The organism is Paenibacillus sp. 1182 (assembly GCF_017833915.1).
In the GTDB taxonomy this organism is placed as follows: Bacteria; Bacillota; Bacilli; order Paenibacillales; family Paenibacillaceae; genus Paenibacillus; species Paenibacillus polymyxa_D.
In genome coordinates this window covers 48467-74791 of the sequence record NZ_JAFICR010000016.1, presented here as the reverse complement: position 1 = coordinate 74791, position 26325 = coordinate 48467, and the positions used below count along the sequence as shown (strand labels likewise).

The 26325-nt window shown below is 38.2% G+C and carries 29 protein-coding genes; 1 reads left to right on the top strand and 28 read right to left on the bottom strand.

Features of this window, described 5'->3' with window-relative positions:
* Positions 1-11: 11 nt before the first annotated feature.
* The 16 genes from JOD82_RS25060 to JOD82_RS24985 all read right to left on the bottom strand — a co-directional run bounded on the left by JOD82_RS25060 (position 12) and on the right by JOD82_RS24985 (position 14088).
* Complete coding sequence (locus JOD82_RS25060) at positions 12-380, bottom strand: hypothetical protein (protein ID WP_069010399.1); 369 nt, start codon at positions 378-380, stop codon at positions 12-14.
* Positions 381-601: 221 nt separating this feature from the next.
* Positions 602-952: a hypothetical protein gene (locus tag JOD82_RS25055; protein WP_029515457.1), complete on the bottom strand. Its 351-nt coding sequence runs from the start codon at positions 950-952 to the stop codon at positions 602-604.
* 773 nt (positions 953-1725) lie between these two features.
* Positions 1726-3447, bottom strand: a complete 1722-nt coding sequence (locus JOD82_RS25050) for a helix-turn-helix domain-containing protein (RefSeq protein WP_069010398.1) — start codon at positions 3445-3447, stop codon at positions 1726-1728.
* 109 nt (positions 3448-3556) lie between these two features.
* Positions 3557-4333 (bottom strand): (2Fe-2S)-binding protein, encoded by a 777-nt coding sequence (locus tag JOD82_RS25045; protein ID WP_069010397.1) that lies wholly within the window; start codon positions 4331-4333, stop codon positions 3557-3559.
* A gap of 1 nt (position 4334) precedes the next feature.
* Complete coding sequence (locus tag JOD82_RS25040) at positions 4335-5375, bottom strand: ABC transporter substrate-binding protein (RefSeq protein WP_069010396.1); 1041 nt, start codon at positions 5373-5375, stop codon at positions 4335-4337.
* Positions 5376-6085: 710 nt separating this feature from the next.
* On the bottom strand, positions 6086-6463 hold the full coding sequence (locus JOD82_RS25035) for a retropepsin-like aspartic protease (RefSeq protein WP_013372313.1): 378 nt from the start codon (positions 6461-6463) through the stop codon (positions 6086-6088).
* Positions 6464-6706, bottom strand: coding sequence for a hypothetical protein (locus JOD82_RS25030; protein ID WP_013372314.1), 243 nt, complete (start codon positions 6704-6706; stop codon positions 6464-6466). It lies immediately after the preceding gene.
* Positions 6707-6885: 179 nt separating this feature from the next.
* On the bottom strand, positions 6886-7524 hold the full coding sequence (locus tag JOD82_RS25025) for a DUF4145 domain-containing protein (protein WP_209950160.1): 639 nt from the start codon (positions 7522-7524) through the stop codon (positions 6886-6888).
* Positions 7525-7818: 294 nt separating this feature from the next.
* Entirely contained in the window at positions 7819-9180 is a 1362-nt protein-coding gene (locus tag JOD82_RS25020; RefSeq protein ID WP_209950159.1) for a caspase family protein, read from the bottom strand.
* A 270-nt stretch (positions 9181-9450) separates the two neighbouring features.
* Positions 9451-9867, bottom strand: a complete 417-nt coding sequence (locus JOD82_RS25015) for a DUF2569 family protein (protein ID WP_209950158.1) — start codon at positions 9865-9867, stop codon at positions 9451-9453.
* A 91-nt stretch (positions 9868-9958) separates the two neighbouring features.
* Positions 9959-10393 carry a hypothetical protein gene (locus tag JOD82_RS25010; RefSeq protein ID WP_016324600.1) on the bottom strand — a complete coding sequence of 145 codons (435 nt, stop codon included), beginning with the start codon at positions 10391-10393 and terminating at the stop codon, positions 9959-9961.
* A 169-nt stretch (positions 10394-10562) separates the two neighbouring features.
* Positions 10563-11051: a hypothetical protein gene (locus tag JOD82_RS25005; RefSeq protein ID WP_069010394.1), complete on the bottom strand. Its 489-nt coding sequence runs from the start codon at positions 11049-11051 to the stop codon at positions 10563-10565.
* A 147-nt stretch (positions 11052-11198) separates the two neighbouring features.
* Positions 11199-11729 carry a hypothetical protein gene (locus JOD82_RS25000; protein ID WP_209950157.1) on the bottom strand — a complete coding sequence of 177 codons (531 nt, stop codon included), beginning with the start codon at positions 11727-11729 and terminating at the stop codon, positions 11199-11201.
* A 266-nt stretch (positions 11730-11995) separates the two neighbouring features.
* The gene (locus JOD82_RS24995; RefSeq protein ID WP_013372320.1) at positions 11996-12808 is read right to left on the bottom strand and encodes a class I SAM-dependent methyltransferase; all 813 of its coding nucleotides are present in this window, start codon (positions 12806-12808) and stop codon (positions 11996-11998) included.
* Positions 12809-13020: 212 nt separating this feature from the next.
* Positions 13021-13680: a hypothetical protein gene (locus JOD82_RS24990; RefSeq protein WP_129549696.1), complete on the bottom strand. Its 660-nt coding sequence runs from the start codon at positions 13678-13680 to the stop codon at positions 13021-13023.
* 183 nt (positions 13681-13863) lie between these two features.
* Positions 13864-14088 carry a helix-turn-helix domain-containing protein gene (locus JOD82_RS24985; RefSeq protein ID WP_010345209.1) on the bottom strand — a complete coding sequence of 75 codons (225 nt, stop codon included), beginning with the start codon at positions 14086-14088 and terminating at the stop codon, positions 13864-13866.
* A 153-nt stretch (positions 14089-14241) separates the two neighbouring features.
* Here JOD82_RS24985 and JOD82_RS24980 point away from each other — a divergent pair, with 153 nt between their 5' ends.
* Positions 14242-14529, top strand: a complete 288-nt coding sequence (locus JOD82_RS24980; protein ID WP_029515468.1) for a DUF6809 family protein — start codon at positions 14242-14244, stop codon at positions 14527-14529.
* Positions 14530-14756: 227 nt separating this feature from the next.
* On the opposite strand, the gene JOD82_RS24975 is transcribed toward JOD82_RS24980, so the two are convergent.
* The 12 genes from JOD82_RS24975 to JOD82_RS24925 all read right to left on the bottom strand — a co-directional run bounded on the left by JOD82_RS24975 (position 14757) and on the right by JOD82_RS24925 (position 26152).
* A complete protein-coding gene (locus tag JOD82_RS24975) occupies positions 14757-15149 on the bottom strand; it encodes a VOC family protein (RefSeq protein WP_209950156.1) in 393 nt (130 codons plus the stop codon).
* Between the two features lie 272 nt (positions 15150-15421).
* A complete protein-coding gene (locus JOD82_RS24970) occupies positions 15422-16234 on the bottom strand; it encodes a DUF2785 domain-containing protein (RefSeq protein ID WP_209950155.1) in 813 nt (270 codons plus the stop codon).
* Positions 16235-16431: 197 nt separating this feature from the next.
* Complete coding sequence (locus JOD82_RS24965) at positions 16432-16815, bottom strand: nuclear transport factor 2 family protein (protein ID WP_209950154.1); 384 nt, start codon at positions 16813-16815, stop codon at positions 16432-16434.
* A 196-nt stretch (positions 16816-17011) separates the two neighbouring features.
* Complete coding sequence (locus JOD82_RS24960; protein WP_040103232.1) at positions 17012-17383, bottom strand: hypothetical protein; 372 nt, start codon at positions 17381-17383, stop codon at positions 17012-17014.
* A 170-nt stretch (positions 17384-17553) separates the two neighbouring features.
* Positions 17554-19332: an ATP-dependent nuclease gene (locus JOD82_RS24955; RefSeq protein WP_137078961.1), complete on the bottom strand. Its 1779-nt coding sequence runs from the start codon at positions 19330-19332 to the stop codon at positions 17554-17556.
* Positions 19333-19693: 361 nt separating this feature from the next.
* Positions 19694-20695: a hypothetical protein gene (locus JOD82_RS24950; RefSeq protein WP_137078962.1), complete on the bottom strand. Its 1002-nt coding sequence runs from the start codon at positions 20693-20695 to the stop codon at positions 19694-19696.
* 226 nt (positions 20696-20921) lie between these two features.
* Positions 20922-22001, bottom strand: coding sequence for a hypothetical protein (locus JOD82_RS24945; protein ID WP_209950153.1), 1080 nt, complete (start codon positions 21999-22001; stop codon positions 20922-20924).
* A 198-nt stretch (positions 22002-22199) separates the two neighbouring features.
* Positions 22200-22394, bottom strand: coding sequence for a tyrosine-type recombinase/integrase (locus JOD82_RS29390; RefSeq protein WP_245249139.1), 195 nt, complete (start codon positions 22392-22394; stop codon positions 22200-22202).
* Positions 22391-22537 carry a hypothetical protein gene (locus JOD82_RS29385; protein WP_230585172.1) on the bottom strand — a complete coding sequence of 49 codons (147 nt, stop codon included), beginning with the start codon at positions 22535-22537 and terminating at the stop codon, positions 22391-22393. Before JOD82_RS29385 ends, JOD82_RS29390 begins: the two co-directional genes overlap by 4 nt.
* Before the next feature lie 194 nt (positions 22538-22731).
* Positions 22732-23112: an immunity 22 family protein gene (locus tag JOD82_RS24935; protein ID WP_209950152.1), complete on the bottom strand. Its 381-nt coding sequence runs from the start codon at positions 23110-23112 to the stop codon at positions 22732-22734.
* Positions 23113-23264: 152 nt separating this feature from the next.
* Entirely contained in the window at positions 23265-25328 is a 2064-nt protein-coding gene (locus tag JOD82_RS24930; protein WP_209950151.1) for a methyl-accepting chemotaxis protein, read from the bottom strand.
* A gap of 284 nt (positions 25329-25612) precedes the next feature.
* A complete protein-coding gene (locus JOD82_RS24925; RefSeq protein WP_165149793.1) occupies positions 25613-26152 on the bottom strand; it encodes a CueP family metal-binding protein in 540 nt (179 codons plus the stop codon).
* Positions 26153-26325: the final 173 nt, after the last annotated feature.

The window sequence follows — 26325 nt, the reverse complement described above, 5'->3', positions numbered from 1 at the left end:
CTTCAAGCCAACTAATAATTATGCTTCCTTGCTAGTTCCCACTTCATGAATAAATTTATATCACTTATAGCATCTAATATTATTCCTGTATGTTCTATATTATTTTTTAATTCTTTCACAATGATTGGTTTTACTAGTCTTTTATCTAACTGTTTTTTAGTTCTTGCTATATGTGCTAATCCCAATACAGAATTCGCTCTTACATTTGGATTATCATGTTGTGCTGATTTAAGACATATATCTTGAGCAAACTTCCAATTGTGATGATACATTCCAACTGAAAGTGGTAAATATATAAGTTCTTCTACTTCTTGACGAGTTAAAATATCTTTTATTTCCTGATCTGTGTATTCCTTGATATGCTTGTAAATTCGCTCCATAGTACTTGCTCCTAAATATAATCTTTTATACCTAGCTGATTTCACGTAACGTTTCTGAATTCAAGACGTCCGGCGTATGCCGGATATGTTCGGCTGATTCTACTTCATGGCTTCTCAACTTCTGCCGAACCGAGGAGCGAATGCGACGATGCTTGAATGTGATGTTATGCAAAGTACCATTACTTCATTGAATCTACTTAAAAATCCTGTATAATTCACCATCACCATTCTCTCCATTCTTCCGTAATATCTTGATCCTCCTCAATTTCTAATCCAGCTAGTCTTGCTGCCTTATCTATAAATTCAGCCAGTTCTTCACGTTCCATCGTTTCAATAAAATAGTCGTTCTTTTCATTCAATTCATTAAACGTAATTACAATTTCTTCTACAGCCTTCATAATACTTTCAGGATGTGTAGTTTCTTGTAATAATATTAATTGGTTTAGATAGTTATCCAGGACTTTATCACACATTAATAATCTCTCTTCCGTAAAAAGGTCATCTCCGTATTCAACCATTCTTTTGTTCCACAATTGAGTTGGTTTTTCATTAAATAGGTCCTGTAATGTCATTGGCATATCCCTCATTTTCTTGTTTTTGTTTTAATAGATTTTTAAAATTACTGCATAGTATTTCGCATATGAGTTTGCTTACTAACTTGCTTTTCACTTCACTTATCTAATTTTTTCTTTGATTCATCTTTTTTCATCTGTTAGTACACCCTTAATGAAAGACCAAGTACGGTCATCACCCGGTCAGTACAATTGGCTTAGAGGGTTTATTCCCTTCTAAGTCTCAGGTAATAAAAACCCACCTCCGGCTCTTAACCTTTAGGTGATTTTTTGCCTTCTCTTGTTGTTATTGATGTATGTCAAAAGTGCAAGAATAAATGTTCAAAATAGTAACATTAGAGTCACCGCATCTTTTACATCCATGGTCTCACTTTTCGAAGGAAAACCATGCCCACCCAAGAGTCAATTGTATCTATATTTTACCTGTATTTGCGAGTGCAAACAAGTGTTCTCATTTATTTTCTTGCATTTTTCTTTTATTCTACTTGTTATCCATCATTTCTAGCATATAACGTTTCTGTGTTCACGATGTTTCTCTGACTTATGCGAACGAAATGAGCGGCCGCCGTGCGTATGTGTCCGCCTGCCCCTCCCTGGCAATCCTCTTTGCCGGACCGAGGAACCGCCAGGCTCCGATGCGTGGATATGATGTTATCTGATGGATTGCCCATAAAAAAACAGTTCAACTTTCCCTCTATGACATAAGGCAAAGATGAACTGTCTTTAGTTCCTGTTAAAATCTCTATGCGCACAAGTAGCAACTTCTTCTCCCATCAAGCCAACAAAGCCTGAGCGATCTGATCCACAATGCCATTGATGCCTGTGGGTCCATAACAGCCAATCCATGTCGCGGCATCGACCGAGTGTATGTGCTGGCGCTCAACGGTATCAAGCATTCCCCAGACACGTTGCTCTGTTGCGGATATTCCCTCCTGCATGAGTTCATGGCTAAGCAAGAAGTAATGGCTGGCGTGTACAGCCGGTAGTCTGTCAACTGAGATGTGATAGGCCGTGTCGGAGGTATCTGCCACAAATAACGGAACAGGCAGACCTAGATCATGGTACAGCACAGCCCCTGTACGATGAGAGGCAGAATGCACGCGAACCAGAGAATCCAGCGGACGGATCAGTGCGACGCTCTTGCCTGCCAGAACGGGAGCAAGTTCTTCGGACAGCAATGTGGTTCGTCGGTTATAATCCGCTATAATACGCTTTGCCTCTTCTCGTTTGCCTGTCAGTTCACCGAACAGAGTCAGAATAGTCTGCCAGTTTTCATTGCGCTTAAACATGAGAACTGGAGCGATCCGGCTTAACTGTTCATAGTGCGGCTCATGCACCTCGGTGCAAATAATTAGATCCGGAGACAGTCGTTCCACTGCAAGCAGGTCGGGGTACTCATATGTTCCGAGTAATTCAGTATTCTGAAGTCCTGCCCTGATCGTTTGAGGGAAATGTAACACTGCATTGCCTAGTCCTACGCTACCTGCTGGAGAGAGCCCCAGCGCAAGCAAATGATCGGCATATTGCACATCGAGTACAGCGATACGCTTCGGAGATCCGATAACATAGTATTCCCCTCGCATATGGCATATCACCGAGCCTTGGGCCGACTCATATGAAGAAGCTGTGCGGTTCAGCTGCAAGGAATGAGCATAGTCTATATCTGTTTTCGAAGCGGCATCAAGCCTATAACGCAGCGGAGGGATGCCATAATATTTCTTAAACGCCCTACTGAAATAATACATGTCGCGATAGCCCATTCTGTCAGCAATTTCACCGATGGGAGCATCCGTGTGACGCAGCATCCGCGATGCACTCTCCATGCGCAACTGAATGACATACTCAGTCAGTCCGAGCTGCTTCTCTTGTTTGAATCGTCGCTGCAGCTGTCTTAAGCTGCATCCAGCAAGGGCTGCCAGCTCTTTAAGCTCCAGATTCTGGCGATAATGCGACGCTATATATGAAGCGACAACATCCACCATGTCAGACGCTTCTCCTCCCTGATCACGTTCGTAATCCATGATCAGTTCGTAGATCATGCCCTGAAGCAACGCATTGGCATGAAAACGTTCCATCCCTTCGCCACGACGCCATTTGGCAACGATTTTTTCTGCATTCTCGATCCATTCTGCTTGGGTTACCGAATTTTGCACAAATGAAGTGCGCAACGGATGTTTTCGATATGAAGGCAAAACAAGAGAGGCTCCCTCCATAGAAGAAGCCTTGTACATGATCACGATATAATAAATGTCGTCTGATCTGGCCGTCAGCGTTAAGGATGTCCCCTTAACAACATGACCAGCAAAAGAAGCTCCAATGTGGCAAACCTCACCATTCATTGCAAGCTCCCCTTCCCCTCCGTATGCCAGCAACAACACATTCGAAGTTAATTCCGTTTCGCGAAGAACACTGCCTGTCTGCAAAGTACCGCTATACTCGTCAAGCATCTTGATCGTTGTATCACTCCATAGACTTGTCTGTTCTTGTAGCGGCATTTCTCTCATCTCCTGACAATAGCATCCTTTGCTAGAGTGACTCGCATGACTGGGCTTAACCAATTAACTACAACCAGGCCTGTCAGCAAAAGTAAAATTGTTGCTGTTGTCATTTTAATTGAGATTTATTCTCATTGTCAATTTTCGGACATTTTCTGCAATATTCCCCTGACATCTGGTAATAAAAACAACAGGTGGTACGCTTGCTTTTCACGGCTGGAAAGCTGTCCTTATTTTTTGTGAACCGGGTGAACGGATTTCTTTTTACACCGAACAAATGCCCGGGCGCTCCTTGCGTCAGATATAAAAAATCTGCCTGGATGTGCTGACTTTCTTGCTCAGCATTGTCTACTTCAGGAGTATATAATGGGACAATGCGTATCATGATATTCTCCCAAAGGATACTCATCGAAAGAGGAGCAATTGCAGCAAGCGTCTTTAACAGCGGTGCAAGGTGTAACGCAAACATCTCCTTTACCACCTTTTCCCGCCACACTTCCCTGTCTCCAGTTAGTGCTTCTGCCCGAAGCCCGTTCATAGCTAGAAAAGGAAAATGCGTCCCCCCCTCATTAGCTGTGAGCGTCGGATGATAGAGAAAGCTGTTGTCTAGCCGAAAAGAAACATGCTGATGATGAACGGTCATCGCGGTCAGCAACGGAGCAATCCACAGGTAGCCGATTCGCTTAGCTAACATCGAAGCAGCTACCCTCATGTCAGGCGCACCAATATACTCTTGAAGCCAGCTTAAATACTCTCGGCATGCAGCTTCTTCATGTAGTTGACTCAAAGCAATAATACGGACATTATCTTCAGACGGCTCACCAAGCCGAATCGAGTGTTCTTCCACCGTTTGCTGCCATAAGTCAGTCGATAGATAATGGTCCATTTTAATTCGATCCCAACAGTGCTTCCGATGCCTGATCTACAATAATATTAATTGCAAGTGGGCCATAATAAGCGATCCAAAGTGTAGAATTAACATCATATGCACGGTTATTTTTGACTGCATCAAGGGATTTCCATACTGAACTGCTATCCAAAGCCTCTGCCTCTGCCGCAAACAACTCATCAGACAGAACAAAATAATGATCTGCACCAATCTCAGGAACTTTCTCCATCGAGATTTCAACGGAGGTATCATCTTTGATCTTCTGGACTAATGCAGGCATTTTTAAGCCCAAATCCTCATACAGAATGCCGCCTGTTCGATGCTCAAGACCATGAACACGAATGCCTTCTTTTCTCGGACGAATAAGTGCTACCGTTTCCTCTCCCAACTTCTCCGACAGCTTCTCCTTCAGTCCTGCAATTTTGTCCTCATAAGCCTTACGCACAGTTTCTGCCTCTGCCTGCTTACCTGTGATCGCAGCCACCGTAGCTAACGTATCTCGCCAATCCTCGTAGAAGTCAAGTACGATTGTGGGTGCTATTTTGCTTACACTCTCATACTCTTTCTCTTGAAAATCAGTCATTAAAATAAGATCCGGGTCCAATGCTACAATCGCTTCCAGATTGGGCTTGTCCCGTGTACCTAAAACCTGTACGTCACCCGGCTTATCGCCTAAATATTCCGGAAATGTGGTATTGCCTTCAGCGATAACACTGCCTGCCGGCTGCTCGCCAACGGCTAGCAATTGATCCAGAAATTTGACATCAAGCACAGCAATTTTCTTTGGTTTCTCGTTAAGCGTATACTGACCCTTCATATGCGAGATCGTAACCGGGAAGGCTCCGGCAGTCTGAGACGCTCCATTCGAAGGCGTGTCCGTTGGAGTTGTAGCAGACTCATTGCCGCCATTTGTACCTGCTCCGGCACCGCAAGCCGTCAGTACAAGAACAAGGGCCAGCATCCAGCCCATTAAAAATCGTGATTTATGGTTAGCATGTGCCATGCTTCCGGCAGCTTGCCTCTTTGTTCCTTTATTCATGGTGAATCCTCCTTATGTATGATAATGATTTTCATTATCGAAATATAAGGCGAGTATAATATATCTCCACATCGCGTTACCATGTACTTTTGCGACATTTCAGCCGGACTAATGCGACATGTAAACCGCTATATCTTCATTTACAATTCTATCAGCTCTTTTACTAATTACTGCATAATCATCGTCTAATGTATCAAGCCAATAAAACCAAGAATCTCCCATTTTTTCTTTCCATTCATTTGGGAGTTCCGTTATTTCTAATCTAGCAACAACTATTTGATCTTCATTTTCTTCAAAAGAATATTTTTCTTTTCATTGATTTCTACCTCTTGCGTCAATGTACATTCCATATCCATTTGTTCCATTGAAACTACAACAGAGGTTTGTATGATAAATTTGTGGATGCTCTTCATTAAATTCTGAATGTGGAAACTCATAAAATGTTCCTTTGGATTCATAAGCCATATTCGGTGAAACATCTATCTTTAATACCCTTTCGTCCGCAGATATTTCTAAAACATTTTGCTTTCTCCTTTTATCAAGTATCTCCTATAACGTTCTTGTATTTATGAACCCGTTAGGGGGTGTCTGCTGAAATTCCTCTCCGAAACTCATCCCGCAGACCAAGGTTCCATCGAAAACATAGTGTAAATATTGTGTTAAGTGAAGTTCAACTTTTTTTTTGAATAACCTTTTTAAATTTAATGGCTTTATGAACGAGAGAGTTTAAAGTTCTCTAGATCTACATTGAATTTGCCTTTTACCAATATGTCTAATCCCAATAATCCGTTGATATTGTGATATTTAAATGAAGTAAAATCTATGAGTACATCTCTTAAAATAAAATCTCCTACCTGTATTCCCTTGATCCGTTTGGAAAATGCGTGTTCTTTCCCTCCAATTCCGTAACTTGTTATGATTTCGTCATCCATCCCGACCTGAATCCCAATATCATCTACTTCATCCTGTGAAATCAATGTATGGCTTGCTCCTGTGTCAATAACTATGTTATTTATGACTTTCTTTTCTCCATTAAAATGGACTGTTATTTCGGTGAACAACAGCCCATCCCTATATTCAATTTTCATTTATAGATTTCTCCTTAAACCAACATTCTTCCGAACCTTCACAATGACCTGGTCCTTAGAAGTATGATAAACCAAGGTTTTGTCTCGGCTATTCAACAACTCTCTTGTTGCTTCTTCGTCACTTACAGGACCAATCACAGCGACGTCATCTATGATTTCTTTATTTTCTGTCTCTTCGAAATGAAGAATTTCAAACTTTACAAATTGATTCGGGAAGATTTGTTGTACTTCTTGCCACTTCACATTAATCCCTCCTGTCCTTTTATGGTTACATTATATCATTTAATTAGAATTTCACTTAACGTTCCTGTATTCACGACCCTAGCGAATGCTGGGATGTCTGGCCTCTGCCGGACCGAGGGTACAGCCCGGTGCGTGAGTATATTGTTTAAGTAAAGTCACTTATCTTCGAGTTATATTCGTCACGATTTAGAAAAATTCTCAATATAATGTTTCATAAAAATTATATAATTATCATGACTTGAATCAATATTAAATATCTGTCTATCTGTTACACCTTTCTCTCTTACTTCTATTTTTATGTTTCTTTGGTTACGTTTAAACTTGATATCTAGAAAAACTTCTTTTATTAAACCGTGTTCTATTTGACTATCTCCCGGGAAATTAAAAATATGTTTTTCTGTACTTGCATTGAATAGTGCAACAATATCTATAAAGTCTGACACTTGTTCTTTATTTGGAACAACAAATTCATGTTCAACTAAATTCCTTACAGAATTTATTTTATTTAATATTCTAGGAGCAATAATTCCTAAGTTTTTTAAAGTCTCTATCTTCTTAGGTACATTCCATTTTTTTGAATTTCCAAAAAAACCAAATGCAATCATCAAACAATCAATTTGGCAGTCAAGAGATCTCTTTGCATTTGAGAGAGCATTTATTAAACTGTGTTTTTCAGTTCCCGATTCTAAATCAAATTCAGCAAAGGACAAGTATTCTGAAGGCGTAACATCAAATGGTATATCTATTTCTTCATGTCCACGAGAACTCCAATAACTATTATCATTACTTAGAAAATCAATCACCTCAGAAAATTCCATAAGATCAACCTCCAATTTAGTATTTAGGTGATTTCACTTAACGTTCTTGTATTCTCGAACCCGAGAACCTTAAGGCCGGCTTGACCGGGCGGGTTCGCTTGCAGACTTAGGTTCGCAGGGTTATCTGCCTGACTTCACTTCCTCGAAATGCCTCGGGCAGATCAAGTCTCCGCCAGGAGCTGCAGCGTGAATATGTTTTTATCTGATGGATCTGCCCCACATCTCCGAATTAAGACAGGACGTCGACCCACATTTAATTACTAATGTTATAATATATTTCAACTGAATATCTATTTACTCGTCAATTTCATTTAATAATTCTTTTTCAATTTCCTTTTCAAGCAAAAAATATCTTCTAATTTCATCCCAGCAATCCGAAAAGATTTCTTGAATCTCTACTTCCTCTACATTGTAATCACTAGAATCTGTATATATTTTAAGTTCATCATTAGCAACGTCGAATTCAGAATTAAATATTGTATCACCCATTGGGTGTAGGCCTGAAATTTTTAAGGATAGCCCCAGAGAAACAGTTATTTCTCTCGTTTTGTCATCTTCGTAAAGAAATGCACTAATGTTGAATTTATCATCACTTCTCTCAAATATAACTTCTTCCTCCCACTCGTACTCCATTAGAAAATCCATAATTTCTTCTAATATCTTTCTTATTTCATTCTTAACCTTACTAATCCTTATACAATACGCCTCTACATCTATTTCTTTCAATCCTTCATAATCATACATTGGAAAATGTCTTCCATCATTCTCGAGACCTCTAAGATGAGCAATTATCAAGTCATTTTCAAAATCAATAATAAGCCTTTCAGGAATAAATATAAAATCAATATAATTATTACTTACTTCAGAATTAGCTCCTGAAACTTCATAAATAATAAATGTATTTGAGCTAGAGACTTCGGCCCATGGTTTTTGAGTTCCTCTTATGTCTGTACTAGATTTAATATAATCCGGAACTATTTTTCCTAAATAATTCTGCAATGATGTACTAGTAATAAATCGTTCACGTTCAACTGCTTCGGGGGCTTCTCCATTTAATGCCTTTATCAGAAAATGTGTCCATATTCCATGTTCTAGTTCTGGACTACCGTATGATTTCTCTCCACGTGAACATGACAGAAACATAGCTCTATAATTGCTTGATCGCACAAAATCGCTAAACTCTTTGGTATTCATATCAGCAATAAAATCTCTGCTAACTAATTGCTCATCAATATAACTCGCACATGCATCTATAAATATCAAACATTGATTACATCTTGAGTTTCTTAGTGGCTCCATTAATATTCGGTTTAGTGAAACAGTAGTTTCTTGTATATTATTTGGGTGAGTGTCCCACGTTGTTATTTTGTTATATCCTCCATCATAAAATCCATGACCAGCATAATAGAAAATAAATCGATCACTTTCAGTAAGATTTGATATCTCATATTGAAGTTCTTCATTAAGCGCGGATTTTGTCGCATCAACATCAAGCCAAAGCTTAATATTTTCTTGAGGTACTTTAAGATTATTTATAAGCCATTGTTGAAATGCTATTGCATCATTCCTCGCATAATCAACTGTCTTGATTCTAAATTGATAATTTTCCACTGCTATTATTACTGCGAATGTATTCCCATGAAATCCTGAATTCATAAAACACCACCCATGAATCTGTATAATTTCTTCGAGCAACAGGACGTTGCGAATATAATACTTTCACTCTCTCTGGGGCAGATCTTTCAGATAACGTTCTTGTATTCACGAACCCTCACTGGCTTAAGGAGCGAACGCGCCGGGTCCGACGGACTTAGCCAGTGCAGGGTTGTCCGGCTGCTTCCACTCCCCCAAAATGTCTCTGCCGGACCGAGGGCCGAATGGCCCGATGCGTGAATATTTTGTTATCTGATGCCAATGCCTTCTTGATTAACTTTCAAATGTTGCTTTGACTCGTTTTGAGTTTTTAAAATACAAAATCCATATTGATCCAAAAATAATTGTAGAGATTAAACTTGGGAGTTCATCTATTTTGTTAATTGTGAGAATGAAGTTTAAAAATCCAAATATTATAGTGATTATTTCAATTTGAATTATTATATTTGGTCCTTTCCTTTTCTTCTTCAATATAAGCACTAGAGAAACAAAAATTAAGACTTCAGAAAATAAATATATTCCGACAGAAATAGTTCTAGCAAGATTCCAACCAATTGTTCCAACTAACATATAAACATAAAATTCGAAATAAAGACCTATTAAATTACTTATAAGTAGATAAAAAGAATAGATCACAAAGAAAAGCAGCCAGCCTTTAATTCCACTCATACTATTCTGAGATAATTGCATTATTGGCTCCTTAATTTTGTCTTTTATTTGCATTGAGCATTGGTTTCAGATAACGTTGTTGTATTCACGACGCCCCACCACCTTAAAATAACTATTCAACCTTTACTTCAGCAATAAAGAAATTCTCTCCAGGTATTGAATCTCCAGCCATTCTTCTTATCATTGACAATTGACCAACATGTGTCATTGCATCTGATAATGGTCCTTGAATCAGTTTTTCGATAATTCTATCTTTGTTTGGTATTCCATTTGATTTCATTAAATTGTCTAAGTTATGCAGCTCATTAAAAAATGTCTGTACTTCGTCATTCCAGTTTCCTGATTCTTTCTTAAGTTGTACTTGGTTATCAAAAACGGATTGGGCATATCTTATGACATCAGACATGTGTGCCAAAATTTCAATTGGAGTTCTTACACCGTTACCGAGCTCATAATTCGGGTAATTACTTGGAGCATTTAGAATTGCTTTTGAACATCGATACCTGAGAGACGAGAGGTAATGTCTTAAAAAGTAAATTTCATCCATTTTTATTATCCCCTTTTCTAATTCTTCTCTTTTTAAAGGTCTACCGATCTTTCATATAACGTTCTTGTATTCATGACCTAGCGCATGCTGGGTGTCCGGCGACTGCCGGACCGAGGACGAATGTCCGATGCATGAATATTATGTTATCTGCTGTTTCTCACTTCTTTGACTAAACAGTAAGCAAGTCTTTTAACGACCATTCATTATCATTTCCGTCTTTTGAAACAAACCAAATATGAGTGTATTTTTCTGGCTTGTATATCTCATTTTTATTTCTAAGAAAATCACTCATTCCGAATATAGGTGAAGCGTTCCTAATTAAAAGCGCTATTGGATATGCAGCATCATACTTCTCTATCTTTTTTTCCTTCTGTTTCAGTAGTTCATTAAGAACCTGCATATAGCTGGCTGAATTTTCTAATCCATGCATTTCCTCAGCCGATCTTCCAAATAACATTTTAGCTTCGTCGGCATCGTAGAATAGGTGAGTTACTTCTAGACCTACTAATCCATCTTTTATGCTCTTTAAGATATAATCTGGACGCTCACGTCTCTCTATTACTTCTAAGTGATCTTCGCGATTTAAATTATATAAATCTACAAAGATGCTAACGGCAGCTTCTTCTAAGGCAGATTTTTCATCATCATGATTTTTCATTACTTCTCCCTCCCTAAATATATTTGAGAAATTGCAGATAACGTTTCTGTATTCACGACCACAGCGTATGCTGAGGTGTCCGGCTCCTGCCGTACCAAGGACGAATGTCCGCAACGTGAATATTATGTTAAGTGATGTTCCTCTGAATTACCTATCAAATACGTCTTGAAAATATTTATCCATTAATCCTTTATTCTTAAATCTGTCTTTAATATGTTCTTTTGCTCTTAAACAAGCATTTTTATAACCTTCACTTCTCATACTGTCCGCAAGAAAAACCATTTCAATTATTGGATCACTTGGTTCCAACTCGTATGCTTTGGACAGCATGTTTTTCCCTATGCTTTCCCAATGCTCATAGTCTCCAAAATGATGAGGAAACAAAGTGATCATATAACCGAAAATCAATAAAAACTGCGTCTCTTTCGAGAAATTATGTATCCCTTCTTCTGTAATTTCGTTTAATGTCAATTCAATCATTTCATAATCGTTATCATCAAGCCCCTGAGTAACAAACGTATTTCCAGATTCGACACTCAAATACCAGGATATAAAAGCTAAATTCAAGCATATACTCAAGTCACGCTTCCCTTTGTCCCACTCTCTTTTCGTTGACAGAAAGGCTTCTTGATAATTTTTTGCAGTCTCAAATTGATTTAATTGATCTCCATTAATCATCCTCTAGCTTCCTTTCAATTTTGCCTCGGAATTTCACTTAACGTTCCTGTATTCACGAACCCTCACTGCCTTAAGCGACCAACGGGAGCGGCCGCGATGCGGTTAGGCAGTGCAGGGTTGTCCGCCTGTTAATCTTCCCTGAAAATCCTCGGGCGGACCAAGAGGCGCGACAGCGACCCGCAGCGTGAATGTTTTGTTATCGGATGTCAATACCTTCCTCGAACCTCTAAAAATCTTGGAGTCAGTTTCGCTTTTGTTTTTATATCTTATAGTTTTCTTGCCTTTATCACAAAAGTTACTGGAAGCATTTTTGCTCTCTTTGCCATATCGCTGTTATCATCCCGCAATTGCATAAACTCATAATCACATTCCTCAATCATTAGCTCAATTACAAACCCAGCTTTTGCAAGCGCGTTTACATAAGTTGACAGCATACGGTCCGCTAACAATAGCTCACCTTCATCAACTGCCACCGGATACCAACCTTCATTAAAGTAACTCTTATTAATTACAAACCTATCATTTTCTGTAGTAACCCATCTGTGTATAGGGTGAGACCAACTGAAAATAAATAGCCCGTCTTTTTTAAGGTAAGAAGATATTCGTCGAAAGGTACCCTCAAGATCGGTGGTCCAACCTATGGCATAAATTGAATAAACATAGTCAAAATAATCCGTCGGGATGCCGCATTCTTCTTCCATGGGAGAACATATCAATTTTGCTGCTATTCCACATGACTTCAAATGTTGCGCTGCCTTTTCTATTTGTCTTTCTGAAATATCCACAGCCCATAGTTCAGATGCGTTTCGTTCCCCTTGATATTGCAAGGATTGACCATTTCCGCAGCCGATCTCCAGCAGTTTTTTTCCTGAGATATCACCAAAGAGCTGGCAATTTTCTTCTGAGATAAATGCTCCATAATAAGGGAGCACGATTGCTTTTAAGAAGTCATTGCCTTTGGTATCCCAATATAGGCTGTTTGTTTTATGAACAACATTCTTTTTTAAGTCTTCCGAGCTGCCGACACCATTTTCCCCGTCAACAATAATGCTTCTTCTATTTAATGAATTCTTGTCCATGAAGGCACCTTCTCTTAGTAGATATTTATATTTGAGCATTTCAGATTTGCATTAATTTCTGATAACGTTTGTGTATCTACGAACCCTCACCACCTTAAGGACCGTAGGTCCGGCCGCGATGCGGTTAGGTGGTGCAGGGTTGTCTGGTGAATAGGCTTCCTCAAAATCCCTCTTGCAGACCAAGGCCGTCAGGACGCAGCGTATATACGATGTTAACTAATGTTCCGGCCTCCTTCGAAATAATCAATACTCTGGTCTTTAAATAGTTCTTTCAATTCCCTTGATGTTTCACTAACAAAGATCTTAATAATTTCTGCTTTAAAATAGATAGGTGCTATATGAGGTTCATTCTTTAGATCTTGCAGCCATCTCACCTTATTATCCCTATACTGATTGACTTCAAGCTGCGTAATGTAAGGATTTATTGTATATCCCTTAGCTTTTAAGAGTTTTGTAAACAGTTTTTCAGTACTTCCCATTGATCTTAAGAGATCAAATTCTACTTGGCTAACTTCAAGGTTATATGTCTTTCTAATATCATTCTTTTCGCCTCTGTAGTTTTTCTCAAAATCGAAATAGACGGTATCTGTCCACCTTAAATCTGTATAAATATGTGAAAAGTAACCTATAACAAAGTCCTTCCATTCTGGCCCCGCTTGCTTCAGTAAATATTCCTTGCACTTCTCCATGATCAATTCCTTGGCTGGTAATTTATCGTTATGTACGAGATGAGTCACACCTTTTTCTTCCCTGGATACCTTCCCTCTCATATGAATCGCATCCGGAGCAATACTGCCTAATAAAAAATTGGGTGAGGGGTCATTAATAGAAAGGTTTTCTGAAATTGCAAAGTGTACCATAGGCCAAGGCAAATTAATTCCTCCTTTGATATTTCCTTCAATCATGAACTTGTCGGAATTTCAGTTAACGTTCCTGTATTCATGAACCCCGAAGGGGTTGTCTGCTGAAATGCTTCCCTGAAATCTTCTCGCAGACCAAGGCTCCAAAGGAGCCGCTGCTTGAATATTATGTTATATGACGGAATCGCTTCTTCACTACTGGTTTTCTTCGGGTACATACTCAATTAAATCTGATAATTTGCAGTTAAATGTATCGCATAGCTTGAATAAAGTTTCCAGCTTTGTTGTTTCTATATTCGTTTCCCTATACAACTTGTTGATTGAATTCCGACTTAAGCCCGATTTCGCCATCAATTCTGTTATATCATCTATTCGATGTTCTGCCATGAGTTCTCGTATATTGCACTTGATTACGTTCATCTTTTCCCCTCCATAATTCTATCTTATCTCCCATACCAGCAATCATCAACGAAAAGCGAAGTTTTAACTCTATAACGTCAAATATTCACCTTGCAATTAACTTTATAAGGTTATATAATAACTCTGTAGAGTTAATTGGAGGAGGAATAACATATGATTAATACATTAGAATCATTAACAGAGCCGCTTATAAGAATACGTTTAGAATTACTCTATACTGAGCTTCTGGAGTGTCATAAGGAGTACACTCAGCTTTCTTCGGAGACAGATCAATATTTTAAAACGCTTCGTGATGCTTTGCCCGATCAACTTCAACATACGGTTTTTCTTTACGAAGACGCCCAAATTTCTCTACAATCCATCCTAGAAAGAAGTATCTACATACAAGGTTTCAAAGATGCTCTACAACTATTTAGTGAATTGCAAAATTCTAGTATTTAGAGGGTCATATGACCCTCTTTTTCTATTTCTATTATTTCTGATTCTGTCGTATAACGTTCCCGTATTCACGACGTCCGACGAAGTCGGATGTGTCCGGCTGCCTCTACTTCTCCGAAATCCCTCTGCCGGACCAAGGGTCGGGCTTGTCCCGCCCCGCTGCGTTGAATGCAATGTTATCAGATGTTGGGGCCCCCTTCAGAATACCTACATTATCTCTTGTATTATTGTTATTTCCATATCTTCATTCTTTCTTCTAAATTTGAAGTATGTAATTCAAGCTGTATTCCATCTGGATCTAAGAAATTGATTGTCCAACCTAATCCTCTCTGTATAGGGCCTCTCACTATGTGAACCTCATTCTCTTGAAGTACCTTAACAGCATCCATGAAATACTCCTCTTCAATATAAAAAGCTATATGGTCAAATCCTAACTTTCTCTCTATATTCTCAGAGTAATTTTCTTGTTCAACTAGGCAGATCCAAGCAGTTCCCCATTCTAAATATGCATCTTTATTTCCTTTATGTCTAATCATCAATCCAAGAATCTGAGTATAAAAATCCAATGATTTATCCAGATTCTTGACATTAATGGTCAAATGATTGAAGCCTTTAACTAACATTGTCTTTGCCTCCTCGAATTACCTAGATGTGGATCTCTGATCTTATATATATTATACTTAAAAGCCCCAATTTCTGATAACGTTTGGCATTCCTGACGTTCAAGCAGCTTAAGTGACCGCAGGGAACAGGTCGTCAGACTTAGCTGGTTGAATGTATCGCCTGAATAATCTTCTTGCAAATCCTCCTAGCGATCAAGGGCGAATGCCCGCAGTAGGAGTGTTGTGTTATCGGATGTTCGGGACTTCTTCGATTTAACTAAAGTTTAGTTTTTTTAGAGCTGGTTTAATGTTTTTAGTATTTCTTTAGTTATATCCTCAGATCCGCTAATATTCAGTAATTTAAAATATACACTTCGCAAAAGATTCTTGATGTTCCCTCTAATTATGTAATATTGCGGATATATTTCTAATCTTTCAATGCCCCCAAGCTGTTGCACCCAATTAATTAAAATATCTTTCATAAGGATATCACGCTTTACAATTTGAATTACTACTTCTGCCATTCTTTCATCTTCATCGTTTATAAAATAATAGTTATTAACACAAGCCTTTTCCCCTATCAACTCTAAAATAACCAATAAATGTTTCTGAGAATAATAAGATGCGGCTGAAATAGAATCTAAACCATCAGCAGCATGTGCAATCGAATGTGCCCATCCCTTATCTAATATATATCCTCTAAAATCCTTCTCAAGTTCAAAATATAATGTCATTCTAGAGTAAATATATTCATATTCATGTTCAGTTAAATAATTAAAAATATCGTTATAATGTAAAGCAAGCGGAATGAACAGGGCTGAAAAAGAACGTGTAAACACTGTATCTTGATCGTTATCACCAATTCCATAGAATAAATGATCATCATCTAAAGTCACGTATAATACTTGTCTGACTAATTCTATACTTAGTTCTTGATTCATTATCCATCTATATAAAGTTCCATAAATGAGCTTATCCCTTAATTCGTCATCAATCGACCCAATGTGTTTAATCATTTCATGAACTACTTGATCTATGTCTGTTCCATTAGGAACTTTATAATTATTATCTCTTACATCTTTTAGAAATCTTTTAATGCTGTTCATTTATTTCTCCTTATTTTTAGGGTTCCCCCCGAATTTCCGATAACGTTCCCCTATTCACGACGCTTGGCGTATGCCAAGTGTGTCCAGCAGCCTCTGCTTCCCTGAAATGCTTCTGCCGGACCGAGGGCGTATGCCCGATGCGTGAATATATTGTTATCTGATTTCAGGGTAATCTATGAATAACTTTCAACAGTGTTTCAACTATGATCTTCAATCAGTATCAACTTCTTATCTTTCATTTGAAATATTGATTTCCCTTGAAGTTTTAATGTTTCTCCTGCCTTCATTCCATTAGGGAGATCACTGGACAATATTCCCTCATAATCAATGTCAACCTCTGCTTTATCTCCTGTGAAAGTAATGTTCTTTATTACTTGACGCCTTTGAGAAAATACCTGAATTGACTGCTCTGCTAATGTGCGAAATTCCTGAATCCCCTTTGTTTCCGAATTCACTTCACCTTTAGAAATGTTTCGAAAATGAATATTCTCATTCAAAACTCCTATCATTCCATCAATGTTAAACGTGTTATATGCGCTCAGGTATTTTTCAATAAGATCTTTTAAATTTGAGTTCTCCAAGTCGAATCACACTCCTAGATTTTGATATTACATATTTGTCCTGATTTCAGATAACGTTTTTGTATTCATGAACCCCAAAGGGGTTGTCTGCTGAAATGCCTCTCCGAAATCCTTCTCACAGACCTAGGCTCCAACGGGGCCGCAGCTTGAATATTATGTTATGTGTAGTTATCACTCCATTGATTGACATTCTAATTTACGCCTTCCAACCCATCTCTTTATACAATCTTCTAATCTGTTTTATAAAACTATCATCTTCCCTTCCCTTATTTATAATCTCTTCATCGGTGGTTACAGCCCATCTAAAAATTTGTTCAATGCTCCCGTAACTACGTTTAAATCCTTTGGCCAACTTCAGTATGTTTTCTTTAGTTGCGGCAAATGATAATACTACTCTTAACTCTTCATCTGTCCAAGGTCTCCCCTTATTTTCTGTACTATACGCTTGTTTTTTCTCATATTCAAAAATCAATAATTTCGTTTTGTGGATTACTTGGTCTGTTGTTAGTTCTTCAATTCCTTCATTAAGTAATTCAATTAATCTATCTTTATATTCTTTCTTTTTCATAGATTTCCCCTCCATGATCTTTTCAATAATTACACATAACGTTTCTGTATTCACGACCCAGCGCACGCTGGGTGTCCGGCGAATGCCGGACCAAGAGCGAATGCTCGCAGCGTGAATATTATGTTATACGACGGAACATTACTTGAATTTACATGAAGTATTTGATTCGATTAATGTTTGGAACATGCTTGTTCTAAAGTTTCAATTCCAACGAATTTCTTTAGAGATGTTGGAAAAATTTCTTCTCCGAATTCTGATGTTTCTTGGAGTTTAGTCCATATGCCTAAACTGCTTTTATCATTTGATTCGTAACCTATCACAGCTTCTAACTTAGGAATGTTGAAATGTATTTTTTCCAAAGAAGCTTCTTTAATTAATCCCCAATTTGTAGTAACCATTTGTCGTTTTGTACTGTCACTTAGAAGTTTGCCTTTAGAATTAAATTCTTCTAAATCCAATATCCTTTTTGTGTATAATTCACTTTTCTTTAAATCTTCAAGTGAATCAAATAAAAGTTCTGAAATGAAATTGTTTTTGAAGTCAAAATCATTTATACAAAAAAAGTCCACTCCAAGATGTTTACATAACTTAACCAAGATTCTGGCTGTAATCTTACCATGATGAGGAATTATAGAAATGTTTTTAAAGTTTAAGTATGTCTCTGAATACATAGAATCTTTAGTTAACAGATATACCTTTTTCTTTATAATTTCTTTGTAGGTCAGTAAATCATTTGGCCCCTCTACTAAAACCACCTTTTGACTGAACACAATTTTATTCAAATTTGGCTCTATCATTTTAATGTAATTATTAAAGTCTGCTACTTGATCCAAAGAGAAACCTTCTAAATCAGCTTCTGAAATATTCTCATCTGGTTTGTTATATTTCAAAATTGTTTCGTGTGCTTCATCATCAAATTCAAAACGAATAAGTCCTCGTGTATCAAAAGCATCTATCATTTTGTCCGAGTGAGTACTATAGATAACTTGATGCCCTTTTTCTGCCAAGTTACAGAGGACAGTTTTGTAAAAGTACTCTTGATGATTTTCATGCAAGAAACTTTCAGGCTCTTCAAATAAAAATAAACATTTATCACTCTTGTTGCTCTCAGCAATTGCTTGAATGATAGCCATAACAAACATAGAAATATATCCATCACCGAAATGATCTATAGAAATAAGGTTTTCGGTATCACCATTTAAACCGATTTTAAAAATCATATCCAAAAAAATATCTTCATAATCAGGCAATTCAAAACCTATAAAAAAATTACTGTCTCTTAGATTTGTTGAATAATTTGACCTTATATCCTCAAGAAAACTGTGTAACTTCGAATCTGCTAGAACCCTATCAGTTGAATCCTTCACTTCTCCTTCAAAAGTTTTCCTTTTTCCTTTCATATTCGCATCTGCTTCAACAATTTTTTTAATATGTTTCGCTAAAAACGAAGTAAGATTTCCCCAGGTAGTCTTCTTTGTTGATAACTCTTTTTTTACATCATGAAAATTCACATAGAAAATCCTAAAATACTTTGCTGCTCCCGAAGCATCAGGATTTTTTGTTAATTGTTCCTTGTCACGAAAAGATCGGACTCCAGCGTGCTCAATTTCATTATCCACTACGCTTATTCTTAATGAATGAAATCCTTTAAGCTCTGCTTGGTTTCCGTCTCCTTTAACTTCTATGCTGCTTTCAATTTCAGTTTCAATAAAAGGACGATTATTGTAATCACGGTTGTGAAAATCGTTAATTGTGAATGTATCCTTATTAACATTTTTCTCTTTTATCCCATATAGAATTGCGTTGAGAAAATTTGTTTTCCCTGAATTGTTATACCCAACGATAGCTACAGGTTTCTTATGATTCTGATCAGGAAAATGTATTGTCTGTCTTGTTCCAAATGATCTATAGTTTTCAACACTAATGCTTTTTATTCTAATATAGCTCATAAATATCCTTCTCCTTATTTATTTGTTCTGTCGTATAACGTTCCTGTATTCATGAACCCCGAAGGGTTGTCTGCTAAAATGCTTCCCTGAAATCCTTCTCGCAGACCAAGGCTCCAAAGGAGCTGCTGCTTGAACACTATGTTAGGCGAGGCTAACGGCATCTTCGAATAAATTCACCAGTTCTTCGTAAGTCTTTTTACTCTTTCTTTGACAAAATTCACTAGTACCTTGATGCAAATCCGATGATAATTTCAATTAGCTTGCGGAGAATACTTTTTATTTGTTTTTTGATCGTTTCTATAAAAACTTCAAAAATTTCTCCTAACGCTCTTTAACAACACGAACTCGAGCGAGTGCGGTTCTAATAATGCCATTCTGACGCCCCATAATGTTCCATGGACATTCTAATTAATTCATTCCAAAAATCTTCCAAATCACTAAATAGACGGTTTGGGTTTACTAATTCAATCAATTGTGAAATATAACTACTAAAGCTCAGTTCATCTGCATTGAAGGACTTCATAAATCTCAATTCATCTATTTCGCTATCAGTAATACCGAGTTTTTTGACTTCTTCTACCGTTTCGAAAACATGACTAACCCAAAGCAGGGAATAGAACGATTTATACATACTCCTCCCTTTGATATTGGATTTTATTAATATTTCCCTGTAAATTTTCCTGATTACGTCGAATATATATGCCGAATCAGGTAATTCATCTATTTCTTTTCTGACATACTTCGAGGTTTGAATATATCCACCCTCTACATCAATTACATTAGAAGGTCGGTATATAGCTCTGTCTCTTACATAACAAAGCTTTTCATAAAGCCCTTTAATACTTTCATTTGGTTTATTTTCATCAGCAAATATAAAGTTGTTATAAAGTATTCTAAATACCTCATCCAATTTTTCACTTTCTTCTCTTAAACAATCACAATATTCTTTAACGTCAGTATGTGTTATCAGTGTTGAAAGGTCTTGTTCAAGTAATTTAAACTCATTCCATACATTTGGTAATTCGGAGGGATCTGATAAATCATTAAAATTGACTCCAAGATTTACAATACCGTTCGAGCATAACCTTTTGGGAACTTTTAAGTTAAAACGCTCATCTAATAACATTAACGAAATAAATAAATGATACACCGAGTAGTAAGTCAAAACTGCCCTACTAATTCTTAATCCCCCAGCACTCTCTACATCTTTAACTGATTCAAGGGCCCTTAATTCTGATAAACCAATAAGACTTTTATGAAATGAAAGTGCAGAACATGAGCACAAATAAACCATATTGGTGATATTAGTTCTATCCAAATAATTGTATTTCCCACTTTGTATATATGTAAGTTCTTCTTTCATTACCTGTCTCCTTATATAACGTTTTGGTCTTCTAAAATCTATCTAACAAATCTTATACCAGCCATCTTCTCATTTTTATAGTTTTTCAAGAGTTTCACCTAACGTTCCTGTATTCACGACCCAGCGTATGCTGGGTGTCCGGCGAGCGCCGGATCCAGGGCGTATGCCCGCAGCGTGAATATTATGTTATAGGATGTTAACGCCTTCTTCGATTCTACTGAAAATTTCATCTTACTTTATAAGATTTATCCAATAAATTAGGAATCGAATTTCTATTCTGTAGATCGAATACTCTTTTAGCTTCTTCAAGTGAATTAGCAAATGGAGTAGTTGCTTCAGCCACATTTGTCTGTTGCGCTACCTTCCTTAATTCTTGGTTCTCTAAAATTTCTTTATCTAATCCTTTATAAATAAAGACATCTTCCGAATAGCTAAAAATTATATAATTAATCACTTTTAATTTTTCCTGAATTGTGAGCTTTTTAAACTGCCTAAAGAAAGTTCTGTATCTCTTCTCTTCATTTTTTATAAAAATCAATACAACGCTATGATCCTTAAATGGCAATACACTTATGTGCATTTCACTTAATAGATACTCTTGAGAACCGCTATAGATATCATTTATAGTGTTACCTTCAAAATCAGCTATTAATGATGCACAATTCTGAAAAGCTATTGGAACAACATAGTCAAGAGATTCGAAATAAGCCAAGTAAAAATGATCATTCCATTTTGATACCGTAGCCTTTTTAGAGTATTCAAATCCCATAACATACTCTTTTAAATCAAGCTCATTAATAGAGTGAATGTATTCCACAAATTCGCCCGGTAACTGCTCAATATTAGGATATAGTGCATTTTCAAGTTCTCTTTTACTAATGTTCTTCAAATAGTTTTTCATAGCCATTTGTGAAAGCATTTTATCATTCGGCTCTTTAAAGTAGTTTTCAGGGTTTTCGTAATTTTTAAAAACTTTGCTATCGCAATCGTTACATATTATTTTAAATGTCCCTGCTTCATTGATCCCTTTAGGTTTATCAAACATAACTGAGTCAATTAAATTGCCTGAATAAAGTAGGCGGCCATCTATTGCAATATTGTCCAAACAAAATCTTGGAACTGAATGGGAATTACAAAAACTACTGCACTCAGTATTACAGATATAACATCTCAATCTTTTAGAATCCGCCCGGCTCTTTTTCATTATTGTTCCTGTTAATTTGTTGAATTCAACTTTTATATTTTTGAATGATTTTATTTCAGATTGTGAGAGTCCTAAAGATCTCATTCTTACTTCTTCATTCATAAGTATTCCTCCATCATTCGAAGTTGCGTTAATTTCCGATAACTACTTATTTACGAACCTCAGAAAAAATGTTCTCTTTGTCATATTCACGAACTTCGTGAATCCTGCACTTTGTTCCTGATTCCCGCACTTTCTGCGTTTCAATCCTTCACCCTGCCCAGCCGATCCAACAAACTTTGAATCCGCCCAATGTCCTGTCTACTCACATGTGTACCGCTCCGTAATTCGTACACTCTGAGGCTCCAGCAGTTCCTGAATATAGCGAAGATCAATCCTATTCTCCAGCAAGTGGGTCGCAAAGGAATGCGTCAGCGAATGAATACTCACCTGTTTGCGAATATCCGCTTCAACCAGCGCTTTTTCAAACACTTTCTGCGCTGATCGTTCTGTCAGGTGGCGGCCTTCCCTCTGCCCTGGAAACAGCCAGTCTTCTGGCTCTCCACCCCTATGTACTGCTCGACCACCGCAAAAGCCGCTTTTGAGAGCAACGCTTGACGATCCTTCTTGCTTCTTCCGATAAAGTAGGTAATCTTCATGCTCGCTTGTCTCCTTAGTATATCAGCCGTTCAAAAAATTGGAAATCTATTTTCACACAAAAAAAGGGACTTAAGATGTAAATTCACCTTAAGGCCCTGATTCTTTCGGATCAAATTATTGATCCTTTAAGTTCAATTTTCATTATCATAATTACTTGGAATGAGACTCCGAAGACAAAAGAATAGTGTAACCGTTAATCTTTTGAATAAGGATATGCGGCTAAAAAGCGTAGTTCCTCGCCATTTTTTTCAGATAAACCGCTTGTATTACAATCATATATAAAGAACAACGAATTATATTTACCATCTACTTTACTCAAATCATGTAATAGTGGAGATAAAAAAGAATCAACATAGGAAACATCTTTTATACCATCATCGGTCCCGTCAACCAGAAAGACTCCTTCAGCAAAATCTTCGTCAAAATCATCTATTTCATGGTCATTTAAAAAACCGCTAAAAACATCCTCATTCTCATCCTCCGGGTATTTGATCTCAAAATATTCAAACAACTCATCTTCTGAGGCAAAGTGACCGTACCAGACGGACACCATATTTTTTTCAAAGCAATTCATATCTTCCCCCCGCTAATATTTCAGTTTATACGTATGGTCTCTGTATCCCGCACCAGCTACCATGCCCTCTACCCCACAACAGCTGTTGAAGCTAAAAAGCCCGCTGAACGCGGGCTTTGCTGTATATTTAGTCAAAATCATGCCTAGCCTTGTTACTCGACCTTGAACTGTTTTAATTCGTCTTGCAGCTTATTGGACAATTGATTCAATTGTTTGGATAGTTCAGCAACCTGTTCGAAGCTCTCCAATTGTTCCTGCGTGCTAGCGCTGACCTCTTCGGTTGAAGCGGAATTCTCTTCGGTGGTGGAAGAGATGATCTCCAGCGCCTGCAAAATCTCATCTTTGTGCTTGTGGACTTTGGAGGTGTTGGTGCTGATCTGGATCATTCGAAATTTCAAATCTTCCAAATCCTTGTTAATGCTAAAGAATACTTGCTTCGTGTCCTCCACCGATCTCGCATTTTCTTCTGCAATTTTCAGACCGTGAACCGTATGCTCAACTGATACGCTGGTTTTTTCTTCAATCACACGGACCTTCTTGTAGATTTCCTGTGTCGCTAGTGCCGTCTGCTCAGCCAGCTTGCGAACCTCCCCGGCAACCACAGCAAACCCTTTACCCTGTTCTCCCGCACGTGCAGCTTCAATGGAAGCATTGAGCGCCAGCAGGTTGGTCTGTGTTGCAATTTGGTTGACCGTATCCACAATGCCTGAAATCTCGTGACGGCTCAGATCGATATCCTGAATAATAGCCGACATCGCCTGTGTGGAATTATGATTTTCTTCCGCCCATCTGGATAGCTGATCTACTACTGCAAGCCCTTGTCCGCTTTGCTCAGCAGAGATTTGCACCATCGATTCGATGGCTTTGGCATCATTGGCAATTTCGTCAATTTGGCCGGATAAGGCTCCGGTTTTTTGTAAAATGTTATCCGTTTCGATGGATTGGTAGTTCGTTGCATTGGCAATCTCATTAATTGCTGTCGCCGTATCGTTCATGGTGATCGCGGTTCTGGAAGAAATGGATTGCAAATCATTTGAAGACTGATTCAAGACTTGAGCTGAGCCACCCACCATTTGGAGCATGCCTTGAATTTTTTGAACCATATTGTAAATTCCTTGAGAAATTTGCCCGATTTCGTTGTTGGAATGCGTATCAAACGGAACGGTCAAATCTCCATTTTCAATCAGCTTGATTTTGGCAAGCAATTTCGGGATTGATCTCAACAGATAGCGGAGCGTTATATAACAAATCACAACCAGCAGAATGGTGGCTGCAGCAAAACCGCCAATCGTAATCCAGGTAAAGGCTTTTAATTCTGCGAGCGCTTCTTGTTCAGAAATAGTTACACCTACGGACCACCCCGTGTCTTTACTGGTTGCATACCCGATATAACGACGTTCCCCATTATCATTAATGAGCTGTACTCCGGACTCACCAGCAATCATCTTCTTTCCGATCTCCCCAAGATCACCTGTGCTTTCGTTAATCTTTTCTTTCAGCACTTTATTTTGATCGGGGTGATACAAAATATCACCTGTTTTGGATGCAAGAATTGAATAGCCTGTGCTTCCAAGCGAATAGCTTTGCATAACGGCAGGGATGTCTTTGAAAGCAATATCGACAGCAGCAAATCCGATTAATTGGTTACTGCTATCTTTGATCGGATAGAAAATGCCCATGAGCACATTACCCGAATTGACGTCCTTATAGGGTTCTGAGTAGTATAAACCGTTTGCTTCAACTGCCGGTTTAAAGTACGGGCGTGTATGGATATCGAAATCCGGTTTGGAAGCAACACCATCATTCTGAAGAAAGAAGCCTTTACCAGATATTCCTGCAATCCAGGCGTCGGCAAAAGATGGCTCTGCCTTTACAATGGCTGCCAAAGTCGCTACTGTTTCCGCAGCATAAGGAGAAGTTTTCACCATTTCTGCCGATGGGGTGGTTTCTAAATATTGCTTAAAAGTGTTGTTCGTTGACATTTGCTGGACAAGTGAGCCCTTTTCCTTAAACAACGCATCGAATTGACTAACGATGGCCTGCGTCTTGGTCTGGAGCATGGCCTCTTGCTGCTTGACAAGTATGCTTCGCGTGCTTGCAAACATGAACGTCCCCAAGATTGCAAAGACGACAACGATAATAACTAACAAGACCATGGCCAATGTGTTCGCGATGCTGGATGATCTGGATACGCGCTTCTTCATATTTTGTGACATGCTGCCATCTCCCCGAGGAATATTGAGCGAAAAGCTCTTAGATAATATGTCGGAAGTTTGCAGCTATTTCAATAGGTTTTTAGTATATACAATTTAAAGTTTCGCTATCTGATTCCTCATAGATTCCCACCTAACCTGTTCCGCAACTCCAGCAAAAGATTAGGGCAGCACAAAGAGCCTCCGTCAGACGTAGGCTCTTTACTAAAAGCTATGTATGAACGCAGGGTTATGTGGACTTAAAGTGTACGAGCGATCAGTAAGCTCAACCCCATTATTCTCTATCATTAGCCTAGCTGCATCGTTGTGATACACGTATCGTTTTTCTCATATGTAGAGAATTCAGTTTCAGCCGTTTTACCTTCATGATTGACGCTAATGCGGTAGGTTTTATCCCTCGGCAGCCATAGATCAATAAAACCATTGGGTTGTGATTTCATGGCAGCATTCTCCATGATGACATTCCCTTCGGAGTCGTGAACGGTCACATTGAATTCTCCGTTTTTTATTTCGCCTTGGCAGCCGGTTAGACTATGAGTTGCACAAGGGTGGGTCTCTTCTACATATGGCGCAATCGAAACAAAAAACTCGTTGTCAGGCAAATTATAAGTTATGGGTTGGGCATTGTCTCCATTAACAATTAACTGACTGGAATTAATGGAAGCGGATTGACCTGTTCCCTTGCCTGCGCTGAAATCATGCACCAATTGCTTGATATCTGTTGTCCCGAGCTTGTCCGCTCCTTCTTTCTGCATATTTCCTGCAATCAGGTACGTGCCCAATGCCGCAACAACCAACCCTGAAGCGACCAAGATTCCTTTTTTCATCTGGAGTTCATCTCCTTGTCCGTTTTTAAACATTATAATGTAGAACGCGCCGTAACGGACAAAATACGGTACTGAAGTCACCAGATATTCACATCTTTGCTTTTTATCCAGACGTATCTGCGTTACATTAGATGATCCCCAAAGAGGGGCAAGGAAGTATGAGCAACTCTACT

What these genes read in the sequence shown, in the direction of transcription:
- JOD82_RS25060 (WP_069010399.1), bottom strand. Translation starts at nt 380, where the DNA reads ATGGAGCGAATTTACAAGCATATCAAGGAATACACAGATCAGGAAATA.
- JOD82_RS25055 (WP_029515457.1), bottom strand. Translation starts at nt 952, where the DNA reads ATGACATTACAGGACCTATTTAATGAAAAACCAACTCAATTGTGGAAC.
- JOD82_RS25050 (WP_069010398.1), bottom strand. Translation starts at nt 3,447, where the DNA reads ATGCCGCTACAAGAACAGACAAGTCTATGGAGTGATACAACGATCAAG.
- JOD82_RS25045 (WP_069010397.1), bottom strand. Translation starts at nt 4,333, where the DNA reads ATGGACCATTATCTATCGACTGACTTATGGCAGCAAACGGTGGAAGAA.
- JOD82_RS25040 (WP_069010396.1), bottom strand. Translation starts at nt 5,375, where the DNA reads ATGAATAAAGGAACAAAGAGGCAAGCTGCCGGAAGCATGGCACATGCT.
- JOD82_RS25035 (WP_013372313.1), bottom strand. Translation starts at nt 6,463, where the DNA reads ATGAAAATTGAATATAGGGATGGGCTGTTGTTCACCGAAATAACAGTC.
- JOD82_RS25025 (WP_209950160.1), bottom strand. Translation starts at nt 7,524, where the DNA reads ATGGAATTTTCTGAGGTGATTGATTTTCTAAGTAATGATAATAGTTAT.
- JOD82_RS25020 (WP_209950159.1), bottom strand. Translation starts at nt 9,180, where the DNA reads ATGAATTCAGGATTTCATGGGAATACATTCGCAGTAATAATAGCAGTG.
- JOD82_RS25015 (WP_209950158.1), bottom strand. Translation starts at nt 9,867, where the DNA reads ATGCAATTATCTCAGAATAGTATGAGTGGAATTAAAGGCTGGCTGCTT.
- JOD82_RS25010 (WP_016324600.1), bottom strand. Translation starts at nt 10,393, where the DNA reads ATGGATGAAATTTACTTTTTAAGACATTACCTCTCGTCTCTCAGGTAT.
- JOD82_RS25005 (WP_069010394.1), bottom strand. Translation starts at nt 11,051, where the DNA reads ATGAAAAATCATGATGATGAAAAATCTGCCTTAGAAGAAGCTGCCGTT.
- JOD82_RS25000 (WP_209950157.1), bottom strand. Translation starts at nt 11,729, where the DNA reads ATGATTAATGGAGATCAATTAAATCAATTTGAGACTGCAAAAAATTAT.
- JOD82_RS24995 (WP_013372320.1), bottom strand. Translation starts at nt 12,808, where the DNA reads ATGGACAAGAATTCATTAAATAGAAGAAGCATTATTGTTGACGGGGAA.
- JOD82_RS24985 (WP_010345209.1), bottom strand. Translation starts at nt 14,088, where the DNA reads ATGAACGTAATCAAGTGCAATATACGAGAACTCATGGCAGAACATCGA.
- JOD82_RS24980 (WP_029515468.1), top strand. Translation starts at nt 14,242, where the DNA reads ATGATTAATACATTAGAATCATTAACAGAGCCGCTTATAAGAATACGT.
- JOD82_RS24975 (WP_209950156.1), bottom strand. Translation starts at nt 15,149, where the DNA reads ATGTTAGTTAAAGGCTTCAATCATTTGACCATTAATGTCAAGAATCTG.
- JOD82_RS24970 (WP_209950155.1), bottom strand. Translation starts at nt 16,234, where the DNA reads ATGAACAGCATTAAAAGATTTCTAAAAGATGTAAGAGATAATAATTAT.
- JOD82_RS24960 (WP_040103232.1), bottom strand. Translation starts at nt 17,383, where the DNA reads ATGAAAAAGAAAGAATATAAAGATAGATTAATTGAATTACTTAATGAA.
- JOD82_RS24955 (WP_137078961.1), bottom strand. Translation starts at nt 19,332, where the DNA reads ATGAGCTATATTAGAATAAAAAGCATTAGTGTTGAAAACTATAGATCA.
- JOD82_RS24950 (WP_137078962.1), bottom strand. Translation starts at nt 20,695, where the DNA reads ATGAAAGAAGAACTTACATATATACAAAGTGGGAAATACAATTATTTG.
- JOD82_RS24945 (WP_209950153.1), bottom strand. Translation starts at nt 22,001, where the DNA reads ATGAATGAAGAAGTAAGAATGAGATCTTTAGGACTCTCACAATCTGAA.
- JOD82_RS29385 (WP_230585172.1), bottom strand. Translation starts at nt 22,537, where the DNA reads ATGAAGATTACCTACTTTATCGGAAGAAGCAAGAAGGATCGTCAAGCG.
- JOD82_RS24935 (WP_209950152.1), bottom strand. Translation starts at nt 23,112, where the DNA reads ATGAATTGCTTTGAAAAAAATATGGTGTCCGTCTGGTACGGTCACTTT.
- JOD82_RS24930 (WP_209950151.1), bottom strand. Translation starts at nt 25,328, where the DNA reads ATGTCACAAAATATGAAGAAGCGCGTATCCAGATCATCCAGCATCGCG.
- JOD82_RS24925 (WP_165149793.1), bottom strand. Translation starts at nt 26,152, where the DNA reads ATGAAAAAAGGAATCTTGGTCGCTTCAGGGTTGGTTGTTGCGGCATTG.